We start from the raw sequence: 22,220 nt of genomic DNA on the forward strand, positions 1-22,220 counted from the left end.
GACGGACGGGGTGAGAGGGGCGGTCACCGGGCCCTGGGCGTCCTGGAGAGCGGCAGCTCCGCCGGGTCCGCGGGGAGCCGGTCCTCCGCCGGGCGTTCCCCCGCCGCGGGGCCGCCCGCCGTGGAGAGGCCGCCCGCCGTGGAGAGGCCGCCCTCCACGGGGAGTTCGGCCTCCACCGGGTCGTCTTCGACGGGGAGTTCGGCCTCCACCGGGTCGTCTTCGATGGGGAGTTCGGCCTCCACCGGGAGTTCGGCCGTGACCGTGAAGCCGCCGCGCGGGGACGGGCCGGCCCGCAGGGACCCGCCGGCCGCCGCCAGGCGTTCGGTCAGGCCCTTCAGGCCGGTGCCGCCGATGCCCGGCACGGGCGACGGGGAGAGCAGCCCGTCCCCGTCGTCCGCGACCTCCAGACGGACCCGGTCCCGCGTGCCGGAGACGCTGATCTCGCAGCGGGTCGCGCCGCTGTGCCGGACGACGTTGGTGACCGCCTCGCGCAGCACCCAGCCGAGCAGGGCCTCGGACCGCGGCACGAGGGGCGGCCCCGACTGCCGTACGACCGGGTCGACGCCCACCGCGGACAGTGCGGAGCGGGCCCGGTCCAGCTCGGTGGCGAGGCTGCCCTCGCGGTAGCCGGTGACCGCCTCGCGGATCTCCGTGAGGGCCTGGCGGCCGACCGACTCGATGTCCGCGACCTGCACCAGGGCCGCCTCGAGATCGCGGGGCGCCAGCCGGCGGGCCGCCTCCGACTTCACCACGATCACGGAGAGCGTGTGGCCGAGCAGGTCGTGCAGGTCACGGGAGAAGCGCAGCCGCTCCTTCTCGACGGCGCGCCGGGCCAGCTCCTCACGGGCCGCCCGCAGCTCCCGTACCGCCTCGGCGAGGGACAGGATCGCCGCCGTGACCATCGTGGACAGGAAGGTGCCGTACGCGATGTTGATCGCGTCCCAGCCCTCCCGGACGCCGGAGACCCCGCCCGCCAGCGCGGCCAGACCGACACCCGTCCGGCCGAGCCAGGGGCCGCGCAGGGTCGCCCCCGCGGCGAGGCCCAGCAGCGGGAAGAACAGCAGCCAGTTGCCGCCGTAGCCGATGGCGAGGCCACAGGTCAGCACGCCCATCGCGGCCAGCGCCAGACGCGTGGAGAGGGCCTCGCGCGTCTTCTTCACGAAGGCACGGAACGCGACGTAGATGTAGAGGGAGTTGAAGGTGAACAGGCCGATGGCGCCTATCCAGGGGTGCGAGGACCTGTCCTGGAACAGGTTGGAGAAGGCGCCCATGCCCAGCAGCAGCCAGGGCAGCAGGGCGAACCCGGTCGGCGGTGGGCCCGGATTCTCGGGCATCGGCAGCCCGTTCCTGCGCGCGGTGCGCCGCTCCGCCTTGAACCGCGCCATGTCCGCCTTCCACCGCCGCCGCGACTCCCGCCGCGCCGTCATCCGCCAGGCGACTCCACGCATCCACGAGCTCCGCGTCCACGCCATGTCCGTGCTCCCCGTTTCCCGTTGCGGGTTTCCCGATCCCCGCTCCTGCCGGACCCTTCCACGCCGCCGCCGCCGTACGGGCGGACCGCCGACCGCCCGCCGCGCTGAGGGGCGGACCGCCGCGGTACGGGCGGCCCGCCCCCCGTTTCAGGCCGTCCGCCCCGCCCTGCGGTACGAGACCACAGCGTACGAACCGAAGGCCAGCAGCCAGGCCACGAGCACCGCGACCGCGCCGAGCGCCGGGGCACGGCCGTCGGTGACGGACATGCCGAGCTCCGCGAAGCGGTTGGCCGGCGTGTACACGGACACCGACTGCAGCCAGCCGGGGAACAGCGTGATCGGGAACCACAGCCCGCCCACCACCGAGAGCCCCAGGTTGCACGCCATGTTCGCGACGCCGGTGGTCTGCGCGGTCAGCCGGTAGCCGTTGCCGAGGCCGAGCAGCGTGAACGGGACGGAGCCGAGCCAGAGCAGCACCGCGACCGCCGCCCACTGCCAGGCCGCCAGCCGTACGCCGTTGACCACCCCGCCCGCCGTCAGCACCGCGGCGATCGCCGGCAGCACGGTCACCGAGCCGGTCAGGGCCCGCCCCAGCACCACCTCGCGCGGTGTCATCGGCGTCACCCGGAGCTGCCGCAGCCAGCCGGCCACCCGGTCCTCGGCGACTCCGCCGCCGGTGTTCAGGGCCGAACCCACCGCCCCGTACGCGGCCATCCCGATCATCGAACCGGTCTTCCAGCCGCCGTCGTCGCCTCCGCCACCGAGATTGGTGAACAGCAGGTACATCATCACGGGCATCGCCACGCCACCGATCACGAAGCCGGCGTCGCGCAGCGTGCGGCGTACCTCCAGCCGCAGGTAGTCCAGCATCACACCGCCTCCAGAGCAGATGAGGTGAGGGCCAGGAACGCGTCGTCCAGTGACGCCGCGGTGACCTCCAGGCCACGGATCGAGCCCCGCCGGGCCAGCGCGACCACCGTCGCGTCCGAGTCGTCCGTGCGCAGCCGGGCCCGGTCCCCGCGCACCTCCACCGACACCACGCCGGGCAGCAGGGTCAGCCCCTGCGTGCTCGCCCCGGCCAGGTCGAAGGAGACCAGGTTGCCGCCCACCGACCGCTTGAGCTGCTCGCCGGTGCCGTCCGCGACGATCCGCCCCCGGTCGATGACGAGGATCCGGTCCGCGTGCGCGTCGGCCTCGTCCAGGTAGTGCGTGGAGAACAGGACGGTGTGCCCGCGCCGCGCGTACGCCCGCATCGACGCCCAGAACGCCTGGCGCGCCTCCACGTCCAGCGCGGCGGTCGGCTCGTCGAGCACGATCAGCGCGGGGTTCCCGGCGAGCGCCACCGCGAACCGCACCCGCTGCGACTGGCCGCCGGAGAGCCGGTCGGCGCGCCGCCCCGCGAGCTCCGCGATCCCCGCCAGCCGCAGCGCCTCGTCCACCGGCAGCGGCGCCGGATAGCGGCCCGCCACGAAGGAGACCAGCTCGCGGACGGTCAGCCGGGGCACCGGCCGCGTCTCCTGGAGCATGGCGCCGACCCGCCCGGCGCGCACCGCCCGCTCCGGGGACCCGCCGAAGAGCGCGACCGACCCCTCGTCGGGCTCGTTCAGTCCGAGCAGGAGGGAGATCGTGGTCGACTTGCCCGCCCCGTTGCGCCCGAGCAGCGCCACGGTCTCACCGCGGGCGATCTCCAGATCCACCCCGTCCACGGCGCGCACCGCGCCGAACGCCTTGACGGCCCCCGTGAAGGACACCGCCGCTTCCGTCTCCGTCGTTCCCGTCGTCCCCGTCGTCCATGTCATGAGGACGACGCTACGAGCCGGGGTGCCCGGTCCGGCAGAGGCACTTGTGGGCAGTCGGCCGGGACAAATGTCACGGCCCCTGGTCGTGCGCCCGGATCTGACATGACGTCAGCAGCCTTCACAACTCTGGGGCGCTGGGCTATACAGGGGGTCGCCGTACTGGAACGCGTTCTAGAACGGGCGGGTTCCGAGGCCCTGTGTCGACCTCGGTGCGGCCGACGGTGCGGACGGCCGCATCGAGGTCTTTCGCGCTAGTGATCAGGAGCCCCATGCCCATCGACGCCGCAAAGGCCCTCGCCGCCGAACCCCGCATCGGTGAGATCACCTGGGACCGGAAGGACGTCCAGCTCTACCACCTCGGCCTCGGAGCGGGCGCGAACCCGGACAAGCGCAGCCCCGCCACGGACGCCGACGAACTGCGTTACACCCTCGAGTCCAGACTGCACGTCCTGCCGAGCTTCGCCACCGTCGCGGGGGCCGGCTCACCCGGTGTGATCAGCGGTCTGTCCATGCCCGGTGTCGACGTCGACCTCGCCCGCGTGCTGCACGGCGGACAGCGCGTCGTACTGCACCGCCCGATACCGGCCGAGGGCAGGGCGACGGCCACCGGGCGGATCGCCGCCGTGTACGACAAGGGCAAGGCCGCGATCCTCGTCATGCGCACCGAGGTCGCGGACGCCGGGGGACCGCTGTGGACGAACGACGCCCAGATCTTCGTACGGGGAGAGGGCGGCTGGGGCGGCGACCGTGGCCCCTCCACCCGCCTCGACGCACCGGACGGGCCGCCGGACCGGACCGTCGAACGCCCGGTCCGCGAGGACCAGGCGTTGCTCTACCGGCTCTCCGGCGACCGGAACCCACTGCACGCGGACCCGGACTTCGCCAAGCTGGCCGGCTTCGACCGGCCGATCCTGCACGGACTGTGCACGTACGGCGTGACGCTCAAGGCGGTCGTCGACACGTTGCTCGGCGGGGACGTGTCCCGCGTCCGCTCGTACACCACCCGCTTCGCCGGTGTCGTGTTCCCCGGCGAGACCCTGCGCGTCCGCATGTGGCGCGGACCGGCCCCGGACGGCGGGATCCGGGTGTCGGTGACCGTGGCCGACCGGGACGACGCGCCGGTGCTGGCCGACACCGTCGTCGAGCACGTGTGAGCCCAGCCCACCGTTGAGAGGAGCCGCACCATGCGCGCAGCCGTACAGCACGAGACAGGCCAGGACAAACTCGACGTCCTCGACGACGTCGAGGCGGTGGGTTTCGGCCCCGGACGGGTCAGGATCCGGGTGCGGGCCACCGGACTGTGCCACTCGGACCTGTCCGCGATGAGCGGCGTACTGCCGCAGCCCGCGCCGTTCGTGCCCGGTCACGAGGGCGCCGGGGAGGTCACCGAGGTCGGCGAGGGCGTCACCCGTCTCAAGCCCGGTGACCGGGTCGTCGTCTGCTGGCTGCCGGCCTGCGGCGGCTGTCCCGCCTGCAAGCGCGGCCAGACCGAACTGTGCCTGGCGGGGTTCATGAACGCGGGCACCCCCAACTTCAGGCGCTCGGGCCAGGACGTCTTCGGCTTCGCGGGCACCGGCACCTTCGCGGAGGAGGTCGTGGTGGACGCGGGCTGCGCCGTGCCGATCCCCGATGACGTGCCCTTCGACATCGCGGCCCTCATCGGCTGCGGTGTCACGACCGGACTCGGCGCCGCCCTCAACACCGCCGACGTGGAGGCCGGTTCGTCGGTCGCGGTGATCGGCTGCGGCGGTGTCGGCATCTCCGCCATCCAGGGCGCGCGACTCAAGGGCGCCGCGGAGATCGTCGCCGTCGACCCGGTCGCCTCCCGTCGCGAGGCCGCGCTGAGGTTCGGCGCGACGAGGGCGGTCGCGCCGGACGGACTGGCGGACGCCAAGCAGTCGGTGACCGCGGGTGAGGGCTTCGACTACGTTTTCGAGGTCGTCGGCAGGTCGGCCACCGCCCGCACCGCCTACGAGAACACCCGGCGCGGTGGCACCCTCGTCGTCGTCGGCGCGGGCGCCATGGACGACTTCCTCCAGCTCAACATGTTCGAGCTGTTCTTCGACGAGAAGCGCATCCTGCCCTCCATGTACGGCGGCGGTGACGTCCTGCGCTCCTACGAGCGGACCATCGCCCTGTGGCGTGCGGGCCGCATCGACCTGGAGGGCCTGATCACCCACCGGGTGCCGCTGTCCGGGATCAACGAGGCACTGGACCAGATGCGGACGGGTACCGCCCTGCGCACCTGCATCGAGATCTGACCCCGAATCCGACGCCGAATCCGGCCCCGAACACCGCTGAGGACCCTGATGTCACTGCCACTCGAGGGGCTGACCGCGATCGTCACCGGCGCGGGGCGCGGCCTCGGCCGGGCCGAGGCGCTGGAGCTCGCCGGCCTGGGCGCGTCCGTCGTCGTCAACGACTACGGACGTCCCGGGCGGGACGGTTCGGGCGCGGCCTCGGCCGCGCCCGCCGAGGAGGTCGCCGCCGAGATCCGCGCCGCGGGCGGCCGTGCCCTCGCCCACACCGGCGACGTCGCCGACCACGAACAGGCCCGCGGGCTGGTCGAGTCGGCGGTCGCCGAGTTCGGGAAACTGGACATCCTGGTCAACAACGCGGGCATCCTGCGCGACCGGATGGTCTTCTCGATGTCCGAGGAGGAGTGGGACTCGGTGATCCGGGTCCATCTCAAGGGCCACTTCAACATGACGCACTTCGCGTCGGTGCACTGGCGGGCACGGTCCAAGGCGGCGGACGGGCCGGTGTACGGGCGGATCGTCAACACCTCGTCGGAGGCGTTCCTCGCGGGCTCGGCGGGCCAGCCCAACTACGCGGCGGCCAAGGGCGGGATCGTCGGGCTGACCACGTCGACCGCGCTGGCGCTGGCCAGGTACGGGGTGACGGCGAACGTCATCTGCCCGCGCGCCAGGACCCGTATGACCGAGGACGTGTTCGCGGGCTTCCCGGCCCGGCAGACCGGTGCGGAAGGGGGGGAGGGGCTGGACCCGCTCGCCCCCGAGCATGTGGCCCCGCTCGTCGGCTACTTGGCCTCGCCCGCCGCCGCGCACGTCAACGGGCAACTGCTCGTCGTGCACGGCGGCATGGTGGCGGTCGTCGAACGGCCGCGGGTGGCCGCCAAGTTCGACACCAAGCAGGACGCCTTCAGCTACGACGAACTCGACGCCCTGCTCAGCCCGCACTACGCCGGGCGCCCGCGCGGGGAGACGTTCGCGGCGGCGGAGGTGCTCGGACTGAAGCGCGGGTAGCACCCGACCGGACGGGACCACGCGGGACCGTGCCCGACCGGACGGGACCACGCGGGACCGTGCCGGACCGGGTGGGACCGTGCCGGGCCGACCGGGCGTGACCGGGGTGATCCGGGGAGCGTGTGCGGGCCCCGGTGACGTGCGGGAGATCGCGCGGCGGACGCCGACGGTACGACACGGCCCCGCTCACCTCGGGTGAGCGGGGCCGTGTCGTAGGTCCGACGTGCCGTCAGGCCGACCTGTCCGGCTGGCCGCCCGGCTTGCGGTGCCGGCCGTGCGGCATGGCCTCGTCGTCCTGGCCGGAGACCGGCCCCCGGTGCCTGCCGTGGCCCGCGGCCTGCGCCGCGGCGTCCTGGGCGTCGGTGACCGGCGGTTCCATGGTGCTGATGTCGCTCATCTGGTGTTCACCCCGTCAACAAGATCCTTCTTTGCAGCCGGAGGATTCTAACCGTTGGTCATGGCCGGTTCGTCGGCGGGTGACCGGGACGCGCCCCGGCCGGTTCCACCCGTTCCCATCCGCCGGGCGTCCTGCCCCCGGCCCGCTCGCCCCGGGCCACCGGAAAGGCCGGAGCGATCGGAACGATCGGAACGGCGGGAACGAACGGAAGGGCGGGAACGGGCCCGTCCTGTCCCACCGGACGGCCGGACGGAGCGGCCCGGCCGGTCAGGGGCGCCTGCTGCAGCGGGACCGGACGCGCGGCCACCCGTTCCGGTGGACGTGCGTACTCCGCGTCCACCGGAACGGGTGGCGCCTCCAGCCACTCCACCCCGCACGGGACCGCCCCCGTGGCGAAGGGCAGTTGGAGCAAGCCGTCCTCCGTCAACCGTCCTGCCCCAGCCAACCACCCCTCCGGCGCCGGGAGATGGTGGACCTGGCGCTCGACGGGCCGCCACATCCCCACCCAGGTGCCGGCCGGTCCGTCGATCCGCAGGGCCACCGCGCAGCGCTCCGGCGTCAGCACCTGCCCCGGCTGGATCGCGAACGGCGTCACCGCGCAGTCCGAGGCGCGCAGACACTCCGGGAAGCGGACCGGCAGCGTGCTCCCCAGCACCCCCCAGCCCAGCCGGGCGTTCCCCGGCGAGGGCGCGTCCGAGCGGATGAGCAGCAACCCGCTGTCGGCGTCCGCGAGCAGCAGCCGGTCGTTGCTGTCCTCGGCGATCTGCAGCAGCGGGGACACCTCGCCGCCGCGCTCCAGATCGACGACCACGGTCTTGGTCCGGCCGCCCTGGAAACGGTCCAGCGCCAGCATGCGTCCCGTGCTGTCCAGCCACACCCCGCCCGAACAGCGGCCCGGGATCTCGGCGAGGTGCTCGGGGCCGAAGGCGCCGCCCGCCACCAGCCAGACCGCCGTGGACCCCCGTCCCACGGTGAGGGCGTACGCGTGCTCCCCGTCCGGCGCGGGCGGCAGCAGCCACAGCCGGGAGCCCTCCTCCGGGCACTCCACCGCGCCCAGCGGCAGCTCCCCGGTGCCGGGCCCGGTCGGGTACAGCAGCGAGAACGCGTGCCGCCCGGCCGTCATCCGGTGGATCAGCACCCGTCCGTCGGTCATCGGCAGCACCTCGGTGCCGGGCTCCTCCGGTTGGTGGGACGGCAGCGGCACGGCGTACGGCTCGGGGCCGTCCAGCGTCCAGCGCTCCGGGAACCAGCACTCGCCGTCGAGCGCGAGGCGCGCCGCGTAGGTTCCGTCGGCGGTGATCACGCATCCGGGGCGGTCGGCCCGCCCGTTCCCGTGATCTGCGTTCGCCGGGTTCGCCGGGTTCGCCGGGTTATCCCGGTTCTCCGGGTTCTCGTGGTTTGCCGCGGGCTCGGTCGCACAGGCCGTCATCGCTCGGTCACCTCCGGCGACGAAGCTAGTTTTCGTAAGCACAGACGCGGGACCGACGCCCGGCCGCTTCACACATAAGGGTGGCCATGTCTCGATTCGCCTGAGGGAACGGGGACGGGTGTGCTGAGCGGGGTGCGGAGGAGGAGGTGGGGCCGGGTGACCACGGCCCGCGTGCCCGCAGGCGGCCCGCCCGCCCGGTCGGGAGAACCCGCGACCGGTGGGACACGGACGCGAGGCAGGTAGCCTTTCCCCGTGCCCCGTCTGTCTGAAGTCATCGCCGCGCTCGACGCCCTCTGGCCGCCCGAGAGGGCCGAGGGATGGGACGCGGTCGGCACCGTCTGCGGCGACCCCGACCAGGAGGTCACGCGGGTCCTGTTCGCGGTCGACCCGGTCCAGGACGTCGTCGACGAGGCGGTGAAGCTGGGCGCCGACCTGCTGGTCACCCACCACCCCCTCTATCTGCGCGGGACGACGACGGTCGCGGCCGGCACCTTCAAGGGCCGGGTCGTGCACACCCTCATCAAGAACGACATCGCGCTGCACGTCGCGCACACCAACGCCGACCGGGCCGACCCCGGTGTCTCGGACGCCCTGGCCGGCGCGCTCGACCTCCGTGTCGTACGCCCCCTGGTGCCGGACCCGACCGACCCCGAAGGGCGCCGTGGCCTGGGCCGCGTCTGTGAACTGGACCACCCGGTGACCGTCCGCGAGTTCGCCGCGCGGGCCGCCGGGCGGCTGCCGGCCACCGCGCAGGGCATCCGGGTCGCGGGCGACCCCGACGCGATCGTCCGGACCGTCGCGGTCAGCGGCGGCTCCGGCGACAGCCTCTTCGGCGACGTGCGTGCCGCGGGCGTCGACGCCTTCCTCACCGCGGACCTCCGCCACCACCCGGTGTCGGAGTTCACGGCGGTCCGCGCCCCCAGTCCTCTCGCGCTGCTCGACGCGGCGCACTGGGCCACCGAGTGGCCCTGGTGCGAGCTGGCCGCCACCCAGCTCGACGAGATCTCCGACCGACACGGATGGGACCTGCGGGTCCACGTCTCGAAGACGGTCACCGACCCCTGGACCGCCCACGCGGCCTCGAACACCGACACATCTGGAGCCCCCAACTGAACGCCGCGCCCGCCGACCAGATCCGACTCCTCGACGTCCAGACCCTCGACGCACGCCTGCAGCAGCTCGCGCACAAGCGGAGGTCGCTGCCCGAGCACGCCGAGATCGAGTCGCTGAACAAGGACCTCACGCAGCTGCGCGACCTGCTCGTCGCCGCGCAGACCGAGGAGAGCGACTGCGCCCGCGAGCAGACCAAGGCGGAGCAGGACGTCGACCAGGTGCGCCAGCGCGCCACCCGTGACCAGCAGCGCCTGGACTCGGGAGCCGTGACCTCCCCCAAGGACCTGGAGAACCTGCAGCGCGAGATCACCTCCCTCGCCAAGCGGCAGGGCGACCTGGAGGACGTCGTCCTCGAGGTCATGGAGCGCCGCGAGTCCGCGCAGGAGCGGGTCGCCGAACTGACCGAGCGGGTCTCCTCCGTCCAGTCGAGGATCGACGACGCCACCGGACGACGGGACGCGGCCTTCGAGTCCCTCGACGGTGAGACGGCCACGGTGACGAAGGAGCGCGGCGTCGTCGCGGGTTCGGTCCCGGCCGATCTCCTCAAGCTCTACGAGAAGCTGCGCGACCAGCAGGGCGGCGTCGGTGCGGCCCGGCTCTACCAGCGCCGCTGCGAGGGCTGCCGCCTGGAGCTCAACATCACCGAGGTCAACGACGTCAAGGCGGCCTCCCCGGACACCGTGCTGCGCTGCGAGAACTGCCGCCGGATCCTGGTGCGCACGTCCGAGTCCGGCCTGTAGGGGCCATGGGCGCGCGGGAGTTCATCGTCGAGGCCGACGGCGGTTCCCGGGGCAACCCGGGCCCCGCGGGGTACGGGTCCGTGGTCATCGACGCGGTCACGGGGGAGACGCTGACGGAGGCCGCCGAGTACATCGGGTTCGCCACCAACAACGTCGCCGAGTACCGGGGCCTGGTGGCCGGGCTGAAGGCGGCCCGCGAGCTGGACCCGACCGCCACGGTCCGGGTCCGGATGGACTCCAAACTCGTCGTCGAGCAGATGTCCGGCCGCTGGAAGATCAAGCACCCGGACATGAAGCCGCTGGCCGCCGAGGCGGCCCGGATCCTGCCGCCCGAGCAGGTCGGCTACGAGTGGATCCCGCGCGAACAAAACAAGCACGCCGACCGCCTGGCCAACGAGGCCATGGACGCGGGGAAGCGGGGCGAGCAGTGGTCGCCGTCCCGGTCGACGGCGGAGCTGGACGCGAGGGCGACGAGGCCCGCGGCGCCCGAGCCGTCGGGCCCGCCCGGCGACGCGGCGGCGGGCGCGGCGAAAGCCCGAGCGGCCTTGGTGGCACCGGTCTCGCACGGGCCCCGCAAGGGGCGCGGGGAACTGCGCGACCAGCCCCCACGGTCCGGCGTCCCGACGACTCCCGTCGCACCCCCGTCACCGGGCGGCGGCGAAGCCGCGAAGTCCGAGAACGACGAACGGGCCGCGCGGAACGTGGCCACCCCCGCTCCGACCGTCGGATGGGGCGCGGCCCCCGACATGGGCGCGCCCGCCACCTTCGTCCTGCTGCGGCACGGCGAGACCCCGCTGACCCCGCAGAAGCGGTTCTCCGGCAGCGGTGGCACCGACCCCTCGCTCTCGGACGTCGGCCGGGAGCAGGCCGAGCGGGCCGCCGCGGCACTGGCCGCGCGCGGCACGATCCAGGCGATCGTGGCCTCCCCGCTCACCCGGACCCGGCAGACCGCGGAAGCCGTCGCCGCGCGGCTCGGGCTCGACGTGACCATCGAGGACGGCCTGCGCGAGACGGACTTCGGCGCCTGGGAGGGCCTGACCTTCGCCGAGGTCCGGGAGCGCCACCCCGACGATCTGAACGCCTGGCTCGCCTCGCCGAAGGCCGAACCCACCGGCGGCGGCGAGAGCTTCGAGGCGACCGCCCGCCGCGTCGCCGCCACCCGCGACAGGCTGGTCGCCTCCTACGCGGGCCGCACGGTCCTGCTCGTCACCCACGTCACCCCGATCAAGACGTTCGTGCGGCTCGCGATCGGCGCCCCTTCGGAGTCGCTGTTCCGCATGGAGCTGTCCGCGGCTTCCCTGTCCGCGGTGGCGTACTACGCGGACGGCAACGCCAGCCTGCGCCTGTTCAACGACACCTCCCACCTCCGCTGAGCGGGCCGCCGGTCCCGGCTCGCCCGGCGTCCCGCTTCCGGAGGATCTCCGCGGTCTCGGGGTCCGCCGGCAGGAACGCCTCCAGGCGGCGCTCGGCGAGCGTCACGTCGACGGCGGTCGCGAACGACGTCAGTGTGGTGAGCGGCCTCAACCCGCCCTCGGCACAGCGCAGTCGCGGCGGTACGGCGAAGCCGAGACAGTCCCCGCCGGGCCCGCCCACCGGCCCGTACGCGCCGGCTCCCCGACCAGCGCGTCGAGCAGTGGGTCTGGGCTGCGCACGGCTCGGGCCCGGAGGCTCTCCACGATGTGCTGTCCCCACGTGTCCAGGTTCACCACCCGCGACCCCATGCCCCGCGGATGCGGCGCGAGCCGCAGCACGTTCACCGGGGGGACGGGCAGCTCGGCGGCCGCTCCCTCCGTGTGCACCTCGAACGCCGCGTTCGCCGCGACGAGTTCACCCCGCGGTCCCGCCACCACCGCCGGATACGGCAGGTGTCCCGCCAGGATGGTGTGCAACGCCTCCCGTACGGGCCGCAGCGCGACCGCGTCGAGCGGGGACTCCGCGAACGCCGGCGCGTAACCGGCCTCCGACAGCAGCGAGTTGCGCTCCCGCAGGGTCAGGCCCGGTGACTCGGCGAGCCTGATCGCGATCGCCCTGCCGGGCATCGAACGTCCGCGCTCGATGAAGCTGACGTACCGCTGTGTCGTCCCCGCCCGCGAGGCGAGCTCCGGCTGACTGACCCGGCGGGCGGTGCGCCGGCGCAGCAACTCCCTTGTGAGGGGAGGGGGTTCGCAAGCGCGATCTGCTGATCGTGAAGGGGACCTGTCCGCCGCAAGCCGTACCGGGCGTGATCCCGGCGAGCGACGGCGCCGGAGAGGTCGTCGCGGTGGGCGGGGAGGTGACCCGGTTCGTGCTCGGCGACCGGGTGGCGGGGACGTACTTCCCGAACCGGCTCGACGGACGGATCACCCCGGACCTCCTCGACCAGCCGGGTGCCACCCTCGACGGCGTGCTCACCGAGTGCGCCCGACTGGGCCAGGCGGCGGCGGTACGCGTCCCGGACCGTCTGACCTGGGAGGAGGCCGCCTGTCTGCCCTGCGCCGGCGTCACCGCGTGGTACTCCCCGACCGGCGGCGGGCCGCTCGCCCCGGGACAGACCGTGCTCACCCTCGGCGCCGGCGCCGAGGTGCGGGAGGCGTTCTCGTACTACGGGAGCGGCGCGGCCTTCGGCAAGGTCGTCATCCGGGTGAGCTGATCCCCGTGCCGGGCCTCAACGGGCGTACTGCGTCGCCGCGTCCCTGGCCAGCGACTCGATCCGGACCCAGTCCTTCGCCGCGATCGCGTCACCGGGAAGCATCCAGGTGCCGCCCACGCACCCGACGTTGGGCAGCGCGAGGTACTCCGCGGCGCAGTCCGGCGTGATGCCGCCGGTCGGGCAGAACCGCGCCTGCGGCAGCGGTCCGGCCAGTGACCTGAGATACGCCGTCCCGCCCGCCGCCTGCGCGGGGAAGAACTTCATCTCCCGCACCCCCCTCTCCAGCAGCGCCACGACCTCCGAGGCCGTGGACACCCCCGGCAGGAACGGCACCCCGGACGCCTTCATGGCGTCGAGCAGCCCGTCCGTCCAGCCCGGACTGACCAGGAAGCGCGCTCCGGCGGCCACCGTGTCCGTCACCTGGGCGGGCTTGATGACGGTGCCGGCGCCGACCACCGCGTCCGGCACCTCCGCGGTGATCGCCCGGATGGCGTCGAGCGCCGCCGGGGTCCGCAGCGTCACCTCGATGGCGGGCAGTCCGCCCGCGACCAGCGCCCGCGCCAGCGGCACCGCGTCGGCGGCGTCCGTGACCACGACGACGGGCATGACGGGCGCGAGGTCCAGCACGGAGCCGGACACGGGACCGGGTGCGGGGGCAGGCGTAGGCGAGGGCAGCGACGAGGTCATGCCCGTCATCCTGCCCGGGGTATGCAGCATGCGCAAAGGTCGTTGCGTATGCTGCAACGCATGGAGGAGCCGTCCCGTGCGACGCCCCGGACGGCCGCTAGTGGATCTCGGTCACCACCACGTCGAGCGCCCACGGCCGGCCCGCGCCGGCCGGCGCCTTCGCCTCCACCACGTACCCGAGGTCCCGCAGCGCCTCCAGCAGCTGGGCCGGGTCCTTGGGCGCCGCACCCGCGCTCAGCAGACTCCGTACGATCCGGCCCTTCGTCGCCTTGTTGAAGTGGCTCACCACCGACCGCTTCTCCACACCGTCCACCCACTGCGAGTGCAGCACCCGCACCGTCGCCGTCCGCCCGGCGACCTCGCCCTTCGGCTTCCACGCGGCCGTGTACGCCGAGGACCGCAGATCGAGCACCAGTCCGTCCCCGGCGGCCTCCGGCAGCGCGGTGGCCATCGGAGCCCGCCAGTGCGCGCCCAGCGCCCCGAGACCGGGCAGCCTCACGCCCATCGAGCAGCGGTACGACGGGATCCGGTCCGTCACCCGGACCGCGCCCCACAGCCCCGAGAACACCAGCAGCGACCGGCTCGCGCGCCGTTTGGCGGCCGTGTCCAGCGAGGCGAGGTCCAGCGAGTCGTACAGGACCCCCGTATAGATCTCCCCGGCGGGCCGCGCGCCGGTGGTGCGCAGCTCCGTGTTCTTGGCGATCTCCCCGCGCAGCCCCTCGCTCAGCCTGAGCACCTCGCGGGCCTTGTCCTCGTCACCGGCGCACAGCTCGGCCAGCTCGTCGAGGACCGCCCGACGCGCCTCGGTGAGGCCGGGCAGGGACAGCGACTCCAGCTTCAGAGCGGTTCCACGGCCCGAGGGGGCCTTCCCCTCGGAGGGCGGCAGCAGCACGAGCACGGTGGTGTTCTCCTCACAGCGGGTGTGGCCCGCGCGCCAGCCTAAGGGGTACGGCCCGGGGTGCCCGACGCGCGAGGGCGACCTACGCTCGACCCATGCCCTGCCGCCACATGCGCGCCGTCTGCGCACCGGAGGCTCCTCTGGGTGCCGCCCTGCGCGCCCTGCGCACCGAGCTCGGCGTACCCGGGAGCTTCCCGCCCGACGCCCTGGAGGAGGCGGCCCGGCCACCCCGGCTGCCCTCCCACGACGCGACGGACATCCCCTTCTTCACCATCGACCCGCCGGAGTCCACCGACCTCGACCAGGCGATGCACCTCGCGCGGCGTGAGAGGGGCGGCTACCGCGTGCGGTACGCGATCGCCGACGTCGCCGCCTTCGTGACACCCGGCGGCCCGCTGGACGCCGAGGCACACCGCCGCGTGAACACGCTCTACTTCCCCGACGAGAACGTCCCCCTCCACCCGCCCCGGCTCTCCGAGGGCGCCGCCAGCCTCCTCCCCGACCAGACCTGCCCGGCCGTGCTGTGGACGCTGGACCTGGACGCGGAGGGCCGCACCGAGTCGACCGACGTACGCCGCGCCCTCGTGCGCAGCCGCGCCAAGCTCGACTACGCGCACGTCCAGCGACGGATCGACGCGGGGACGGCCGAGGAACCCCTCGCCCTGCTCAAGGACATCGGCGCGCTGCGCGAGCGCCTGGAAGTGGAACGCGGCGGCATCTCGCTCAACGTCCCCGAACAGGAAATCGTCGAGCGGGACGGAACCTACGCGCTCGTCTACCGCGCCCCCCTCCCCACCGAGGGCTGGAACGCCCAGATCTCCCTGCTCACCGGGATGTCCGCGGCCGACCTGATGCTCGCCCACGGCACAGGCGTCCTGCGCACCCTCCCGGCCGCCCCCGACGGCGCGGTCGGACGGCTGCGCCGTACCGCCAAGGCCCTGCGCATCGACTGGCCGCACCACGTCTCGTACGCCCAGCTCATCCGCTCCCTCGACCCGCACCTGCCGCACCACGCGGCGTTCCTCCAGGAGTGCACGACACTGCTGCGCGGCGCGGGCTACACGGTCTTCCGCGACGGCCTGCTCCCCGAGGTCACCTCCCACGCGGCCGTCGCCGCGCCCTACGCCCACTGCACGGCCCCCCTGCGCCGCCTGGGCGACCGCTACGCCGCGGAGATCTGCCTCGCCGCCGCCGAGGACCGCGAGCCTCCCGAGTGGGTCCTCGCCGCCCTCGACGCCCTTCCCGAGGAGATGGCCTGGGGCAGCCGGCGCGCGGGCACCGTCGAGCGCGAGTGCGTCGACATCGTCGAGGCCGCACTGCTCAAGGACCGGGTCGGCGACCTCTTCGAGGCATCCGTGGTCGACGTACAGGACCATGACCCCACCGTCGGAACGGTGCAGTTGGAGTCCCCGGCCGTCCTCGCCCGCATCACGGGCGGCCGGTCGAGACTCCCCCTCGGCGAACACCTGCGCGTACGCCTCACGGAGGCGGACCCGGGCACGACGAAGGTACGGTTCACGCCGGCGTGACCGACGGTCCGGTTCGCGGGAGCCCGAGCCGCGGTTCGGTCCACGCCGACGCGAGCCGCGCTACGCCTGCTCCGGACGTCGCCCTCTCGGTGCGTCCGGGCATCAGCGAATTGGGCCGGGCCCGCACATCCAACCCGTCCGGCGCTTGAGGACGAGCCCTTCGGGCGGGCGGGGGTGCAGGGGGCGGAACACCCGGACGGGGTGCAGCGGGCTGCCGGCCCCCTGCCGGGGTGCAGAGCAGGGGCGGAGCCCCGCGGGGGGTTCGGGGGCGAAACCCGCCCGGGTGGGGTCCAGCGGGCGGCAGCCCCTGGCGGGGTCCGGGGGCGGAGCCCCGCGGCGAGTTGGGGGCGGAGCCCCCTGGCCGGGATGCAGGGGCGGAGCCCTGCGGAGGTTCGGGGGCGAAGCCCCCTGGCGGGGTCCGGGGCGCAGCCTCCGGGATGGGACGGGTAGGGGCGGCGGGGGCGAGGAAGGTCGGGTCCCGAGCCGAAGGTCGGGTCCGAGCCGAAGGCCAGGGCATGGAACAGCCCCCACGGGTGTTCCATGCCCTGACGAGACCGGGGGAAAGAAACATGCGCGCAGGACGTGAAGAGACCCGCTGGACCCGAGCCACCCTCGGCCGGGATGGCCATCCCCTCGACCTCCTCACCGCCCGCTTCGAGAACCACCGCTACGCCCCGCACGCCCACGAGGAGTACACGGTCGGCGTCTGCGTGGGCGGCGCCGAGTTCATCGACTACCGGGGCACCCGTATCCACACCGGTCCGGGCTCGATCGTCGTCCTCGCCCCCGGCGAGGCCCACACCGGCGGCCCCGCGGTCCCCGACGGCTACGCCTACCGCGCCCTGTACCCGCAGTCCGCCCTCCTCGCCGAAGGCACCCGCACCGCCCCGCACTTCCGCGACCCCCTCATCGACGACCCCGAACTGGCCACCGCCCTGCGCGCCGCCCACACCGACCTGAGCGCCTGCCCCGATCCGCTGGAGGCCGAGTCCCGCGTCCTCTGGCTGCTCACGGCCCTGGCCTGCCGCCACTCCACGGCCCGCCCCGCCCGTGACACGATCCCCGGCGCGGGCACCGTCGCCCGCACGGTCCGCGACCGCCTCGCCGACGAACTCCTCGCCCCGCCCTCCCTCGCGGACCTCGCGGCCGACCTGGGCCTGTCCCGCTACCAACTGCTGCGCGCCTTCCGTACGACGATGGGCATGCCCCCGTACGCCTGGCTGGCGCAGCACCGGGTGAACCGGGCCCGCGGCCTGCTGGAGCGCGGTCTGCGCCCGGCCGAGGTCGCCTCCCTCGTGGGTTTCGCGGACCAGGCGCATCTGACGCGCTGGTTCCGCAGGGTGCTGGGGGTGACCCCGGCGGCGTACCGCGCGAGTGTGTCGTCGTAGTGCGGGGCTGCTCGCGCCCGACGTAGCGCAACAACGTTCAAGACGAGGGCCCCTCACCGGGCCCACACTGCCCGCATGACTGCACGCGGCTGGTTCCTGTTCTCCCTGATGGGAGTGGTCTGGGGCATCCCCTACCTGATGATCAAAGTGGCGGTGGACGGGGTGTCGCCGTCCGTGGTGGTGTTCACGCGCTGTGCGGTGGGCGCCGCGCTGCTGCTGCCCTTCGCCCTCCGCCAAGGAGGTTTCACCAGCCTGACCCGGAGCGTACGGAGCCACTGGCGCCCCATGCTGGCCTTCGCGTGCATCGAGATCATGATCCCTTGGTGGACCCTGACGGACGCCGAGCGCCATCTCTCCAGTTCCACGGCGGGCCTGCTGATCGCGGGCGTACCGATCGTGGGTGTGGCCGCCGCCCGCCTCTTCGGCGACACCGAACGCCTGGGCGCCCGCCGCATGTCGGGCCTGACCCTCGGACTGTCCGGCGTCGCGGTCCTGACCGTCCCGCATCTGACCGGCGGCGACGCCCGCTCGCTCGCCGAGGTGCTGCTGACGGTGGTCGGCTACGCGACGGCCCCGGTCATAGCCGCCCGCCACCTCAAGGACGTCCCCTCACTCCACCTCACCGCCCCCTGCCTCGCCCTCGCGGCGCTGGTCTACGCCCCCGCGGCGGCCACCTGGCCCTCGTCACCCCCCTCGGCCCAGGTCCTGACCGCTCTCGCGGGCCTCGGCGTCATCTGCACCGCGGTCGCCTTCGTGGCCTTCCTCGAACTCATCAAGGAGGCGGGCCCGACGCGGGCGACGGTGATCACGTACGTCAACCCGGCGATCGCCGTCGCCGCCGGAGCCCTCTTCCTGGACGAACGCCTGACCCCCGGCACCCTCGCGGCCTTCGCCCTCATCCTGGCCGGCTCGGTCCTGGCGACGGCCACGGCCGGACCGAAGCGGGCCGCGCGCCCGGTATCATGGTCCACACGGCAGACGAGCCGGGCGGACGGCCGCGTGGAGGTCCTTGCGGACCTTCCCGAGGAACGTCCGGGCTCCACAGGGCAGGGTGGTGGCTAACGGCCACCCGGGGTGACCCGCGGGACAGTGCCACAGAAAACAGACCGCCCGGCGCTTCGGCGCCGGGTAAGGGTGAAACGGTGGTGTAAGAGACCACCAGCGCCTGAGGTGACTCAGGCGGCTAGGTAAACCCCACCCGGAGCAAGGTCAAAAGGAGCGCCGTAAAACGTGCTCTGCGCGGACGTTCGAGGGCTGCTCGCCCGAGTCCGCGGGTAGACCGCACGAGGCCGGTGGCAACACCGGCCCTAGATGGATGGCCGCCTCCCCGGCCGCCGCGAGGCGACCGGGCGACAGAACCCGGCGTACAGCCCGACTCGTCTGCCGCCACCTGCGGCTTTGCCTCGGCGAGGGCCTCTGGTCCGCGTTCACTCCACTGGTGCCGTGTGCCGCCTGCGCCACGCGCTGCGAGGTCTTTCCAGTATGCCCGCGGCTTCGGCGGCCGCTCGAGCGGCGGAGGTGAATATGGCCGCTCCGAAGAATTCTCCTGTATTGAAATGCGAGTACTGCGGCCCGGTTCCGAAGAACACTCCGACGACGCAACAGTAGAGGGCTGCCCAAAAGCCACGCCGCCGGTTCATCGGGTAGATGAGCAGCGCAATCACCGGCCATGCGTACGCTGTGCACAGGAATGTGACGGTCAGTGCGACGATGAGGATCTTCATTTACGCCCCGTCCTCTACCATGCGCCGGCTTCGTGCATGCCGACGAGAGTGAGGGAACCGGCGGGCAGGAAGATGAGAACTGTCGCGAACAGTAACCCCATTTTCCAGGAGTTCTTCTCCGCGATTTTCACGCACAGCAGCGCGGTCAGTGTCACATAGAAGAACAGCGGGATGAATATTAATCCGAGACCTGACCCCGTGCGGTTTCTCCCTGGTTGTGACCCAGGGGTCGATCCCTTACAGGAACGGCCCCTGGGCATTTGATGACCCGTCGTCAGGGCGTCAGGGCGTCAGTGAACTTCGTGCCCGAGTCGTCGCAGTGAGCGACGCTCGTGGGGCGGTTGCCGGGGCTGTCCCCGATGAAGGGAACCGGCGGCGCGACGTTCCAGGGATTACCACCGCTTCCCCGGTCGCCGGCGTCGCACAAACCGTAGGCGTGGCCCTTCATGAGCGGGAGGGGAATGTTCGAGAAGTTTCTCCAGTCCCCTCCCCTGATTTTCGTGCTCGAGGGACGACCCAGATTATCGGTCGCTCTGTCGTCGATGTAGAGGTACAGATCGGGCATGTAGCTCTGGAAGACGATGCCGTTGGAGGGTGTGGCGTCACGTCCTGCAGGTGTGTCGGCTTGACTGTGCCGTCCGCGCAGAATGCCGCCGCGATGTCCTGCCAGATCGGCGGGGCGTTACCGATCAAAGTGCCCCACATGTTGTTGTTCCAGTCGCCGGAGTTCTTGAAGAACATCGAGTAGACGTCTCCGGCGAAGTTGCGCACGGAGTAGTTGGTGTCGGGGCTGGCATTGATCTTGTCGACCCACGCTTTGACGTTGTCGTTGATGTACTTGTTGCCGATCATGGCCCTGTAGCCGTGCACGCCGCCGCCGACGGCCCGGAAGTCCACGCGCCTGTGGTCCGCGTCGAGGCGTGCGCCGCGGAAGTGCGGGAGGTAGGCCTGCCCTGGCGTGTCCCCGTCCGTGTACGGATGGGAGGTGATGAAGTTGCCGTATTCGAGGGCGTCTTGAGTGGTGTAGTCGATGTCCGGCTTCGGGATGCCGTAGTCGGCTTCGATGCCCTTCATGATGCTGGTCACGAAGTAGGGGAGATGGGCGTTGCCGACACGGACCTTGCAGTTCGCGCCTTCACTGCCCGGGATGATCTTTCCGTTGCCGTCGGTGAGGAACGTGACGACGACATCGCTCTTGATCTTGTAGCTGTTGTCTCCCTTGTACGCCTCGCTCGCGGGCAGTGAGCCACTCCGTGGGCGTGCGGAGACAGGCCGGAGCGAAGCACCGATCGACCTTGTCCGGCCCTCCGCCGAGTCCCGTTGCGTCAGGTCGAGTCGTCGGTCGCGGAGAGGGGGCCGAGTGGATGCGACCGGATCTTCGGCGCGGGTGTTTCCTTCCTCCGTCACGCCATCGGGTCGGGGTGACCGAGGGGGAGTCCGGCGGACCCGGCCTTTCTGCTGCGGGCGTTCGCCTCGGAGACCAGGGCGCTCAGCAGTTCGTCCTGGCTCAGGGTCCTGAGGTCGCCCGGGTCCGCGTCCCACTCGACGCCGCCGCCGAGCGGGCGGACCTGGAGATACGGGCCCTCGTGGCCCATGACGCGTCCCACGCGGTCGCGGACGGTGTCGTGGACGGCCGCTCCGACGCCGGGTGCCGCGCTCTCCGTCACGCGGCGATCCCCCGGAGGATCACGTCCGCGAGCAGCAGGGCCACGGGCGCGGAGCACACGCCGAGGTGCACGAGCGCGTAGCGGACTTCGCCGTCGTCCGCCCAGGGGGTGCGGACGTCCATCGCGGGGAGCTGGATGCCGGCCCGGCTGAGGGCGGAGGCGAGGGCGTCACGGGCGTCCAGGGCTTCTTGGGTCTTGGGCGTGCGGGGCATCAGCGTCCTTGTCGGTCCGGTGCTGCGGGTTCCATGACCAATTCCATGACCCGGCTGCGCTGGGCGTATTACGCTGCGTAGTCCGGGAGTTACGAGAATGCCCCCGGTCGTGGCCGACCACGCTGTGGACGGGGCCGTGCTTCCCCGTCGTACGAAGGTGGTTCCACACCTTCCACATCGCTCGCGCGAACGTCCCGAAGGGAGCGGTATGCCGCAGCGCCGCGTCATCACCGGCCGCAGCCAGGAACCACGTCAGCGGTTCGCGGAGGAACTGCGGACGTTGCGGGCCGGGAGTGGGACGAGCCTGCGGGCGCTCGGCGAACGGCTCGGCTGGGACTGGTCGTTGTTCGGGAAGATGGAGAAGGGCGAGACGCTCGGCAGCCCGGAGGTGGTCCAGGCCCTCGACCAGCACTACGGGACCCCCGGGCTGTTGCTCGCGCTGTGGGAGCTGGCCGCCGGGGACCCTTCGCAGTTCCGCGAGCGGTACCGGCGGTACATGGCGCTGGAGGCCGAGGCGGTGAGCCTGTGGCACTTCGCGGTGAGCGTCCTGCCGGGGTTGTTGCAGACACCGGGGTACGCGCGGGAGGTGCTGGCGGCGGGCGGCCTCAAGGGAAAGGAACTCGAGCAGCAGGTCGAGGCTCGGATGGGGCGGCGGGAGTTGTTGGAGGGGGAGGATGCGCCGTCGTTCCGCACGATCCTGTCGGAGGCGGTGCTGCGGACGCCGATGCGGGACACGGGGGACTGGTGTACGCAGCTCGAGTACTTGGCAGAAGCCGCGGAACGTCCCAGCGTGACGGTCCATGTGCTTCTGCAGAGCGCGGGATTGCACGGTCTCATGAGTGCCGACATGTGGTACCTGCTCCTTCCGGAGGGCAGGACCGTCGCGTATACCGAGAACGGATACCGAGGCGAACTCATCGAGGAAGCGGGGCCTGTCGTGCGTTTGCAGAAGACGTACGATGCGGTGCGCGACCTGGCGCTCACGCCGGTGGAGTCGCGCGAGTTCATCCGGCGGATGTGGGAGGAAGCGACGTGCGATCCATCGACCTGACCGCCGCGTCCTGGCGTAGGAGCAGCTACAGCAACCAGGACGGCGGCGCCTGCCTCGAGGTCTCCGACGACCTCCCCGCAGGCATCCCCGTGCGGGACAGCAAGGTCCCGCACGGGCCGGTGCTCGTGTTCCCGGCCGGCGGCTGGGCCTCGTTCGTCGCCGCGGTCAAGGGCGGCCGCCTGCCCCGCTGACCCGGCGGGCCTGCCGCACCCGGCGGAC

At 72.7% G+C, this 22,220-nt stretch carries 24 protein-coding genes, 1 other RNA gene and 1 pseudogene; 13 read left to right on the top strand and 13 right to left on the bottom strand.

The genetic code is table 11. The annotated features are described in order from the left end of the window. Nucleotides 1-23: 23 nt before the first annotated feature. The 3 genes from ACFVTC_RS08720 to ACFVTC_RS08730 all read right to left on the bottom strand — a co-directional run bounded on the left by ACFVTC_RS08720 (nt 24) and on the right by ACFVTC_RS08730 (nt 3,271). Entirely contained in the window at nt 24-1,448 is a 1,425-nt protein-coding gene (locus ACFVTC_RS08720) for a sensor histidine kinase (protein ID WP_390125389.1), read from the bottom strand. A gap of 171 nt (nt 1,449-1,619) precedes the next feature. After that, on the bottom strand, nt 1,620-2,342 hold the full coding sequence (locus ACFVTC_RS08725; RefSeq protein ID WP_390125392.1) for an ABC transporter permease: 723 nt from the start codon (nt 2,340-2,342) through the stop codon (nt 1,620-1,622). After that, nucleotides 2,342-3,271, bottom strand: coding sequence for an ATP-binding cassette domain-containing protein (locus ACFVTC_RS08730; protein ID WP_390125395.1), 930 nt, complete (start codon nt 3,269-3,271; stop codon nt 2,342-2,344). The genes ACFVTC_RS08725 and ACFVTC_RS08730 overlap by 1 nt, the downstream gene beginning before the upstream one ends. A gap of 269 nt (nt 3,272-3,540) precedes the next feature. On the opposite strand from ACFVTC_RS08730, the gene ACFVTC_RS08735 reads away from it, so the two are divergent. From ACFVTC_RS08735 to ACFVTC_RS08745, 3 genes are read left to right on the top strand one after another with little or no spacing between them, the layout of a single operon-like run. Then, a complete protein-coding gene (locus tag ACFVTC_RS08735; RefSeq protein ID WP_390125398.1) occupies nt 3,541-4,425 on the top strand; it encodes a MaoC/PaaZ C-terminal domain-containing protein in 885 nt (294 codons plus the stop codon). 30 nt (nt 4,426-4,455) lie between these two features. Beyond that, entirely contained in the window at nt 4,456-5,532 is a 1,077-nt protein-coding gene (locus ACFVTC_RS08740) for a Zn-dependent alcohol dehydrogenase (RefSeq protein ID WP_390125400.1), read from the top strand. A 48-nt stretch (nt 5,533-5,580) separates the two neighbouring features. Continuing rightward, nucleotides 5,581-6,537 carry a 3-oxoacyl-ACP reductase gene (locus ACFVTC_RS08745; RefSeq protein WP_390125403.1) on the top strand — a complete coding sequence of 319 codons (957 nt, stop codon included), beginning with the start codon at nt 5,581-5,583 and terminating at the stop codon, nt 6,535-6,537. Nucleotides 6,538-6,766: 229 nt separating this feature from the next. Here ACFVTC_RS08745 and ACFVTC_RS08750 read toward each other — a convergent pair whose 3' ends face one another. Next, nucleotides 6,767-6,934, bottom strand: a complete 168-nt coding sequence (locus tag ACFVTC_RS08750) for a hypothetical protein (RefSeq protein ID WP_390125406.1) — start codon at nt 6,932-6,934, stop codon at nt 6,767-6,769. A gap of 58 nt (nt 6,935-6,992) precedes the next feature. Next, nucleotides 6,993-8,363, bottom strand: coding sequence for a hypothetical protein (locus ACFVTC_RS08755; RefSeq protein WP_390125409.1), 1,371 nt, complete (start codon nt 8,361-8,363; stop codon nt 6,993-6,995). A gap of 252 nt (nt 8,364-8,615) precedes the next feature. On the opposite strand from ACFVTC_RS08755, the gene ACFVTC_RS08760 reads away from it, so the two are divergent. The 3 genes from ACFVTC_RS08760 to ACFVTC_RS08770 are packed head-to-tail and all read left to right on the top strand — an operon-like array spanning nt 8,616 to nt 11,589. Then, the gene (locus ACFVTC_RS08760; protein WP_390125412.1) at nt 8,616-9,476 is read left to right on the top strand and encodes a Nif3-like dinuclear metal center hexameric protein; all 861 of its coding nucleotides are present in this window, start codon (nt 8,616-8,618) and stop codon (nt 9,474-9,476) included. Continuing rightward, the gene (locus tag ACFVTC_RS08765; protein ID WP_390125514.1) at nt 9,473-10,216 is read left to right on the top strand and encodes a zinc ribbon domain-containing protein; all 744 of its coding nucleotides are present in this window, start codon (nt 9,473-9,475) and stop codon (nt 10,214-10,216) included. Before ACFVTC_RS08760 ends, ACFVTC_RS08765 begins: the two co-directional genes overlap by 4 nt. Before the next feature lie 5 nt (nt 10,217-10,221). After that, nucleotides 10,222-11,589 carry a bifunctional RNase H/acid phosphatase gene (locus tag ACFVTC_RS08770; RefSeq protein ID WP_390125415.1) on the top strand — a complete coding sequence of 456 codons (1,368 nt, stop codon included), beginning with the start codon at nt 10,222-10,224 and terminating at the stop codon, nt 11,587-11,589. 147 nt (nt 11,590-11,736) lie between these two features. Here ACFVTC_RS08770 and ACFVTC_RS08775 read toward each other — a convergent pair whose 3' ends face one another. Further along, a complete protein-coding gene (locus tag ACFVTC_RS08775; protein ID WP_390125418.1) occupies nt 11,737-12,357 on the bottom strand; it encodes a helix-turn-helix domain-containing protein in 621 nt (206 codons plus the stop codon). Nucleotides 12,358-12,401: 44 nt separating this feature from the next. On the opposite strand from ACFVTC_RS08775, the gene ACFVTC_RS08780 reads away from it, so the two are divergent. Next, complete coding sequence (locus ACFVTC_RS08780) at nt 12,402-12,845, top strand: alcohol dehydrogenase catalytic domain-containing protein (protein WP_390125420.1); 444 nt, start codon at nt 12,402-12,404, stop codon at nt 12,843-12,845. A gap of 15 nt (nt 12,846-12,860) precedes the next feature. Here the strand turns inward: ACFVTC_RS08780 and eda are convergent, their stop codons facing one another. Beyond that, nucleotides 12,861-13,532 carry a bifunctional 4-hydroxy-2-oxoglutarate aldolase/2-dehydro-3-deoxy-phosphogluconate aldolase gene (gene eda, locus ACFVTC_RS08785; RefSeq protein WP_390125423.1) on the bottom strand — a complete coding sequence of 224 codons (672 nt, stop codon included), beginning with the start codon at nt 13,530-13,532 and terminating at the stop codon, nt 12,861-12,863. Nucleotides 13,533-13,629: 97 nt separating this feature from the next. Then, entirely contained in the window at nt 13,630-14,430 is an 801-nt protein-coding gene (gene yaaA / locus ACFVTC_RS08790) for a peroxide stress protein YaaA (protein WP_390125426.1), read from the bottom strand. 95 nt (nt 14,431-14,525) lie between these two features. Here yaaA and ACFVTC_RS08795 point away from each other — a divergent pair, with 95 nt between their 5' ends. From ACFVTC_RS08795 to rnpB, 4 genes and pseudogenes are all read left to right on the top strand, one after another. Next, complete coding sequence (locus tag ACFVTC_RS08795) at nt 14,526-15,959, top strand: RNB domain-containing ribonuclease (protein ID WP_390125429.1); 1,434 nt, start codon at nt 14,526-14,528, stop codon at nt 15,957-15,959. A gap of 569 nt (nt 15,960-16,528) precedes the next feature. Beyond that, nucleotides 16,529-17,347, top strand: a complete 819-nt coding sequence (locus ACFVTC_RS08800) for an AraC family transcriptional regulator (RefSeq protein ID WP_390125432.1) — start codon at nt 16,529-16,531, stop codon at nt 17,345-17,347. 138 nt (nt 17,348-17,485) lie between these two features. After that, a pseudogene (locus ACFVTC_RS08805) lies at nt 17,486-18,208 on the top strand (DMT family transporter); the annotation flags it as partial. Nucleotides 18,209-18,326: 118 nt separating this feature from the next. After that, an RNA gene (rnpB, locus tag ACFVTC_RS08810) (RNase P RNA component class A) lies at nt 18,327-18,730 on the top strand. 44 nt (nt 18,731-18,774) lie between these two features. On the opposite strand, the gene ACFVTC_RS08815 is transcribed toward rnpB, so the two are convergent. The 5 genes from ACFVTC_RS08815 to ACFVTC_RS08835 form a co-directional block, all read right to left on the bottom strand. Then, nucleotides 18,775-19,071: a hypothetical protein gene (locus tag ACFVTC_RS08815; protein WP_390125434.1), complete on the bottom strand. Its 297-nt coding sequence runs from the start codon at nt 19,069-19,071 to the stop codon at nt 18,775-18,777. A gap of 14 nt (nt 19,072-19,085) precedes the next feature. Next, nucleotides 19,086-19,226: a hypothetical protein gene (locus ACFVTC_RS08820; RefSeq protein ID WP_390125436.1), complete on the bottom strand. Its 141-nt coding sequence runs from the start codon at nt 19,224-19,226 to the stop codon at nt 19,086-19,088. A gap of 289 nt (nt 19,227-19,515) precedes the next feature. Beyond that, on the bottom strand, nt 19,516-20,478 hold the full coding sequence (locus ACFVTC_RS08825) for a hypothetical protein (protein WP_390125439.1): 963 nt from the start codon (nt 20,476-20,478) through the stop codon (nt 19,516-19,518). Then, nucleotides 20,475-20,738, bottom strand: a complete 264-nt coding sequence (locus ACFVTC_RS08830) for a hypothetical protein (protein ID WP_390125441.1) — start codon at nt 20,736-20,738, stop codon at nt 20,475-20,477. The genes ACFVTC_RS08825 and ACFVTC_RS08830 overlap by 4 nt, the downstream gene beginning before the upstream one ends. Continuing rightward, complete coding sequence (locus tag ACFVTC_RS08835) at nt 20,735-20,950, bottom strand: hypothetical protein (protein ID WP_390125443.1); 216 nt, start codon at nt 20,948-20,950, stop codon at nt 20,735-20,737. The genes ACFVTC_RS08830 and ACFVTC_RS08835 overlap by 4 nt, the downstream gene beginning before the upstream one ends. A 208-nt stretch (nt 20,951-21,158) precedes the next feature. Between ACFVTC_RS08835 and ACFVTC_RS08840 the strand changes: the two genes are divergently transcribed. Together ACFVTC_RS08840 and ACFVTC_RS08845 are read left to right on the top strand one after the other, a co-directional pair. Then, nucleotides 21,159-22,001, top strand: a complete 843-nt coding sequence (locus ACFVTC_RS08840; RefSeq protein ID WP_390125444.1) for a helix-turn-helix domain-containing protein — start codon at nt 21,159-21,161, stop codon at nt 21,999-22,001. Then, complete coding sequence (locus ACFVTC_RS08845; protein WP_390125445.1) at nt 21,983-22,192, top strand: DUF397 domain-containing protein; 210 nt, start codon at nt 21,983-21,985, stop codon at nt 22,190-22,192. Before ACFVTC_RS08840 ends, ACFVTC_RS08845 begins: the two co-directional genes overlap by 19 nt. The last annotated feature ends 28 nt before the right edge of the window (nt 22,193-22,220 follow it).

Origin of the sequence: Streptomyces sp. NPDC057950, assembly GCF_042887295.1 — a bacterium.
Lineage (GTDB): Bacteria > Actinomycetota > Actinomycetes > Streptomycetales > Streptomycetaceae > Streptomyces > Streptomyces kaempferi.

Bases quoted from the DNA above. Each gene is read 5' to 3' on its own strand.
- ACFVTC_RS08720 (WP_390125389.1), bottom strand. From the start codon at position 1,448: ATGCGTGGAGTCGCCTGGCGGATGACGGCGCGGCGGGAGTCGCGGCGG.
- ACFVTC_RS08725 (WP_390125392.1), bottom strand. From the start codon at position 2,342: ATGCTGGACTACCTGCGGCTGGAGGTACGCCGCACGCTGCGCGACGCC.
- ACFVTC_RS08730 (WP_390125395.1), bottom strand. From the start codon at position 3,271: ATGACATGGACGACGGGGACGACGGGAACGACGGAGACGGAAGCGGCG.
- ACFVTC_RS08735 (WP_390125398.1), top strand. From the start codon at position 3,541: ATGCCCATCGACGCCGCAAAGGCCCTCGCCGCCGAACCCCGCATCGGT.
- ACFVTC_RS08740 (WP_390125400.1), top strand. From the start codon at position 4,456: ATGCGCGCAGCCGTACAGCACGAGACAGGCCAGGACAAACTCGACGTC.
- ACFVTC_RS08745 (WP_390125403.1), top strand. From the start codon at position 5,581: ATGTCACTGCCACTCGAGGGGCTGACCGCGATCGTCACCGGCGCGGGG.
- ACFVTC_RS08750 (WP_390125406.1), bottom strand. From the start codon at position 6,934: ATGAGCGACATCAGCACCATGGAACCGCCGGTCACCGACGCCCAGGAC.
- ACFVTC_RS08755 (WP_390125409.1), bottom strand. From the start codon at position 8,363: ATGACGGCCTGTGCGACCGAGCCCGCGGCAAACCACGAGAACCCGGAG.
- ACFVTC_RS08770 (WP_390125415.1), top strand. From the start codon at position 10,222: ATGGGCGCGCGGGAGTTCATCGTCGAGGCCGACGGCGGTTCCCGGGGC.
- eda (WP_390125423.1), bottom strand. From the start codon at position 13,532: ATGACCTCGTCGCTGCCCTCGCCTACGCCTGCCCCCGCACCCGGTCCC.
- ACFVTC_RS08795 (WP_390125429.1), top strand. From the start codon at position 14,526: ATGCCCTGCCGCCACATGCGCGCCGTCTGCGCACCGGAGGCTCCTCTG.
- ACFVTC_RS08800 (WP_390125432.1), top strand. From the start codon at position 16,529: ATGCGCGCAGGACGTGAAGAGACCCGCTGGACCCGAGCCACCCTCGGC.
- ACFVTC_RS08815 (WP_390125434.1), bottom strand. From the start codon at position 19,071: ATGAAGATCCTCATCGTCGCACTGACCGTCACATTCCTGTGCACAGCG.
- ACFVTC_RS08835 (WP_390125443.1), bottom strand. From the start codon at position 20,950: ATGCCCCGCACGCCCAAGACCCAAGAAGCCCTGGACGCCCGTGACGCC.
- ACFVTC_RS08840 (WP_390125444.1), top strand. From the start codon at position 21,159: ATGCCGCAGCGCCGCGTCATCACCGGCCGCAGCCAGGAACCACGTCAG.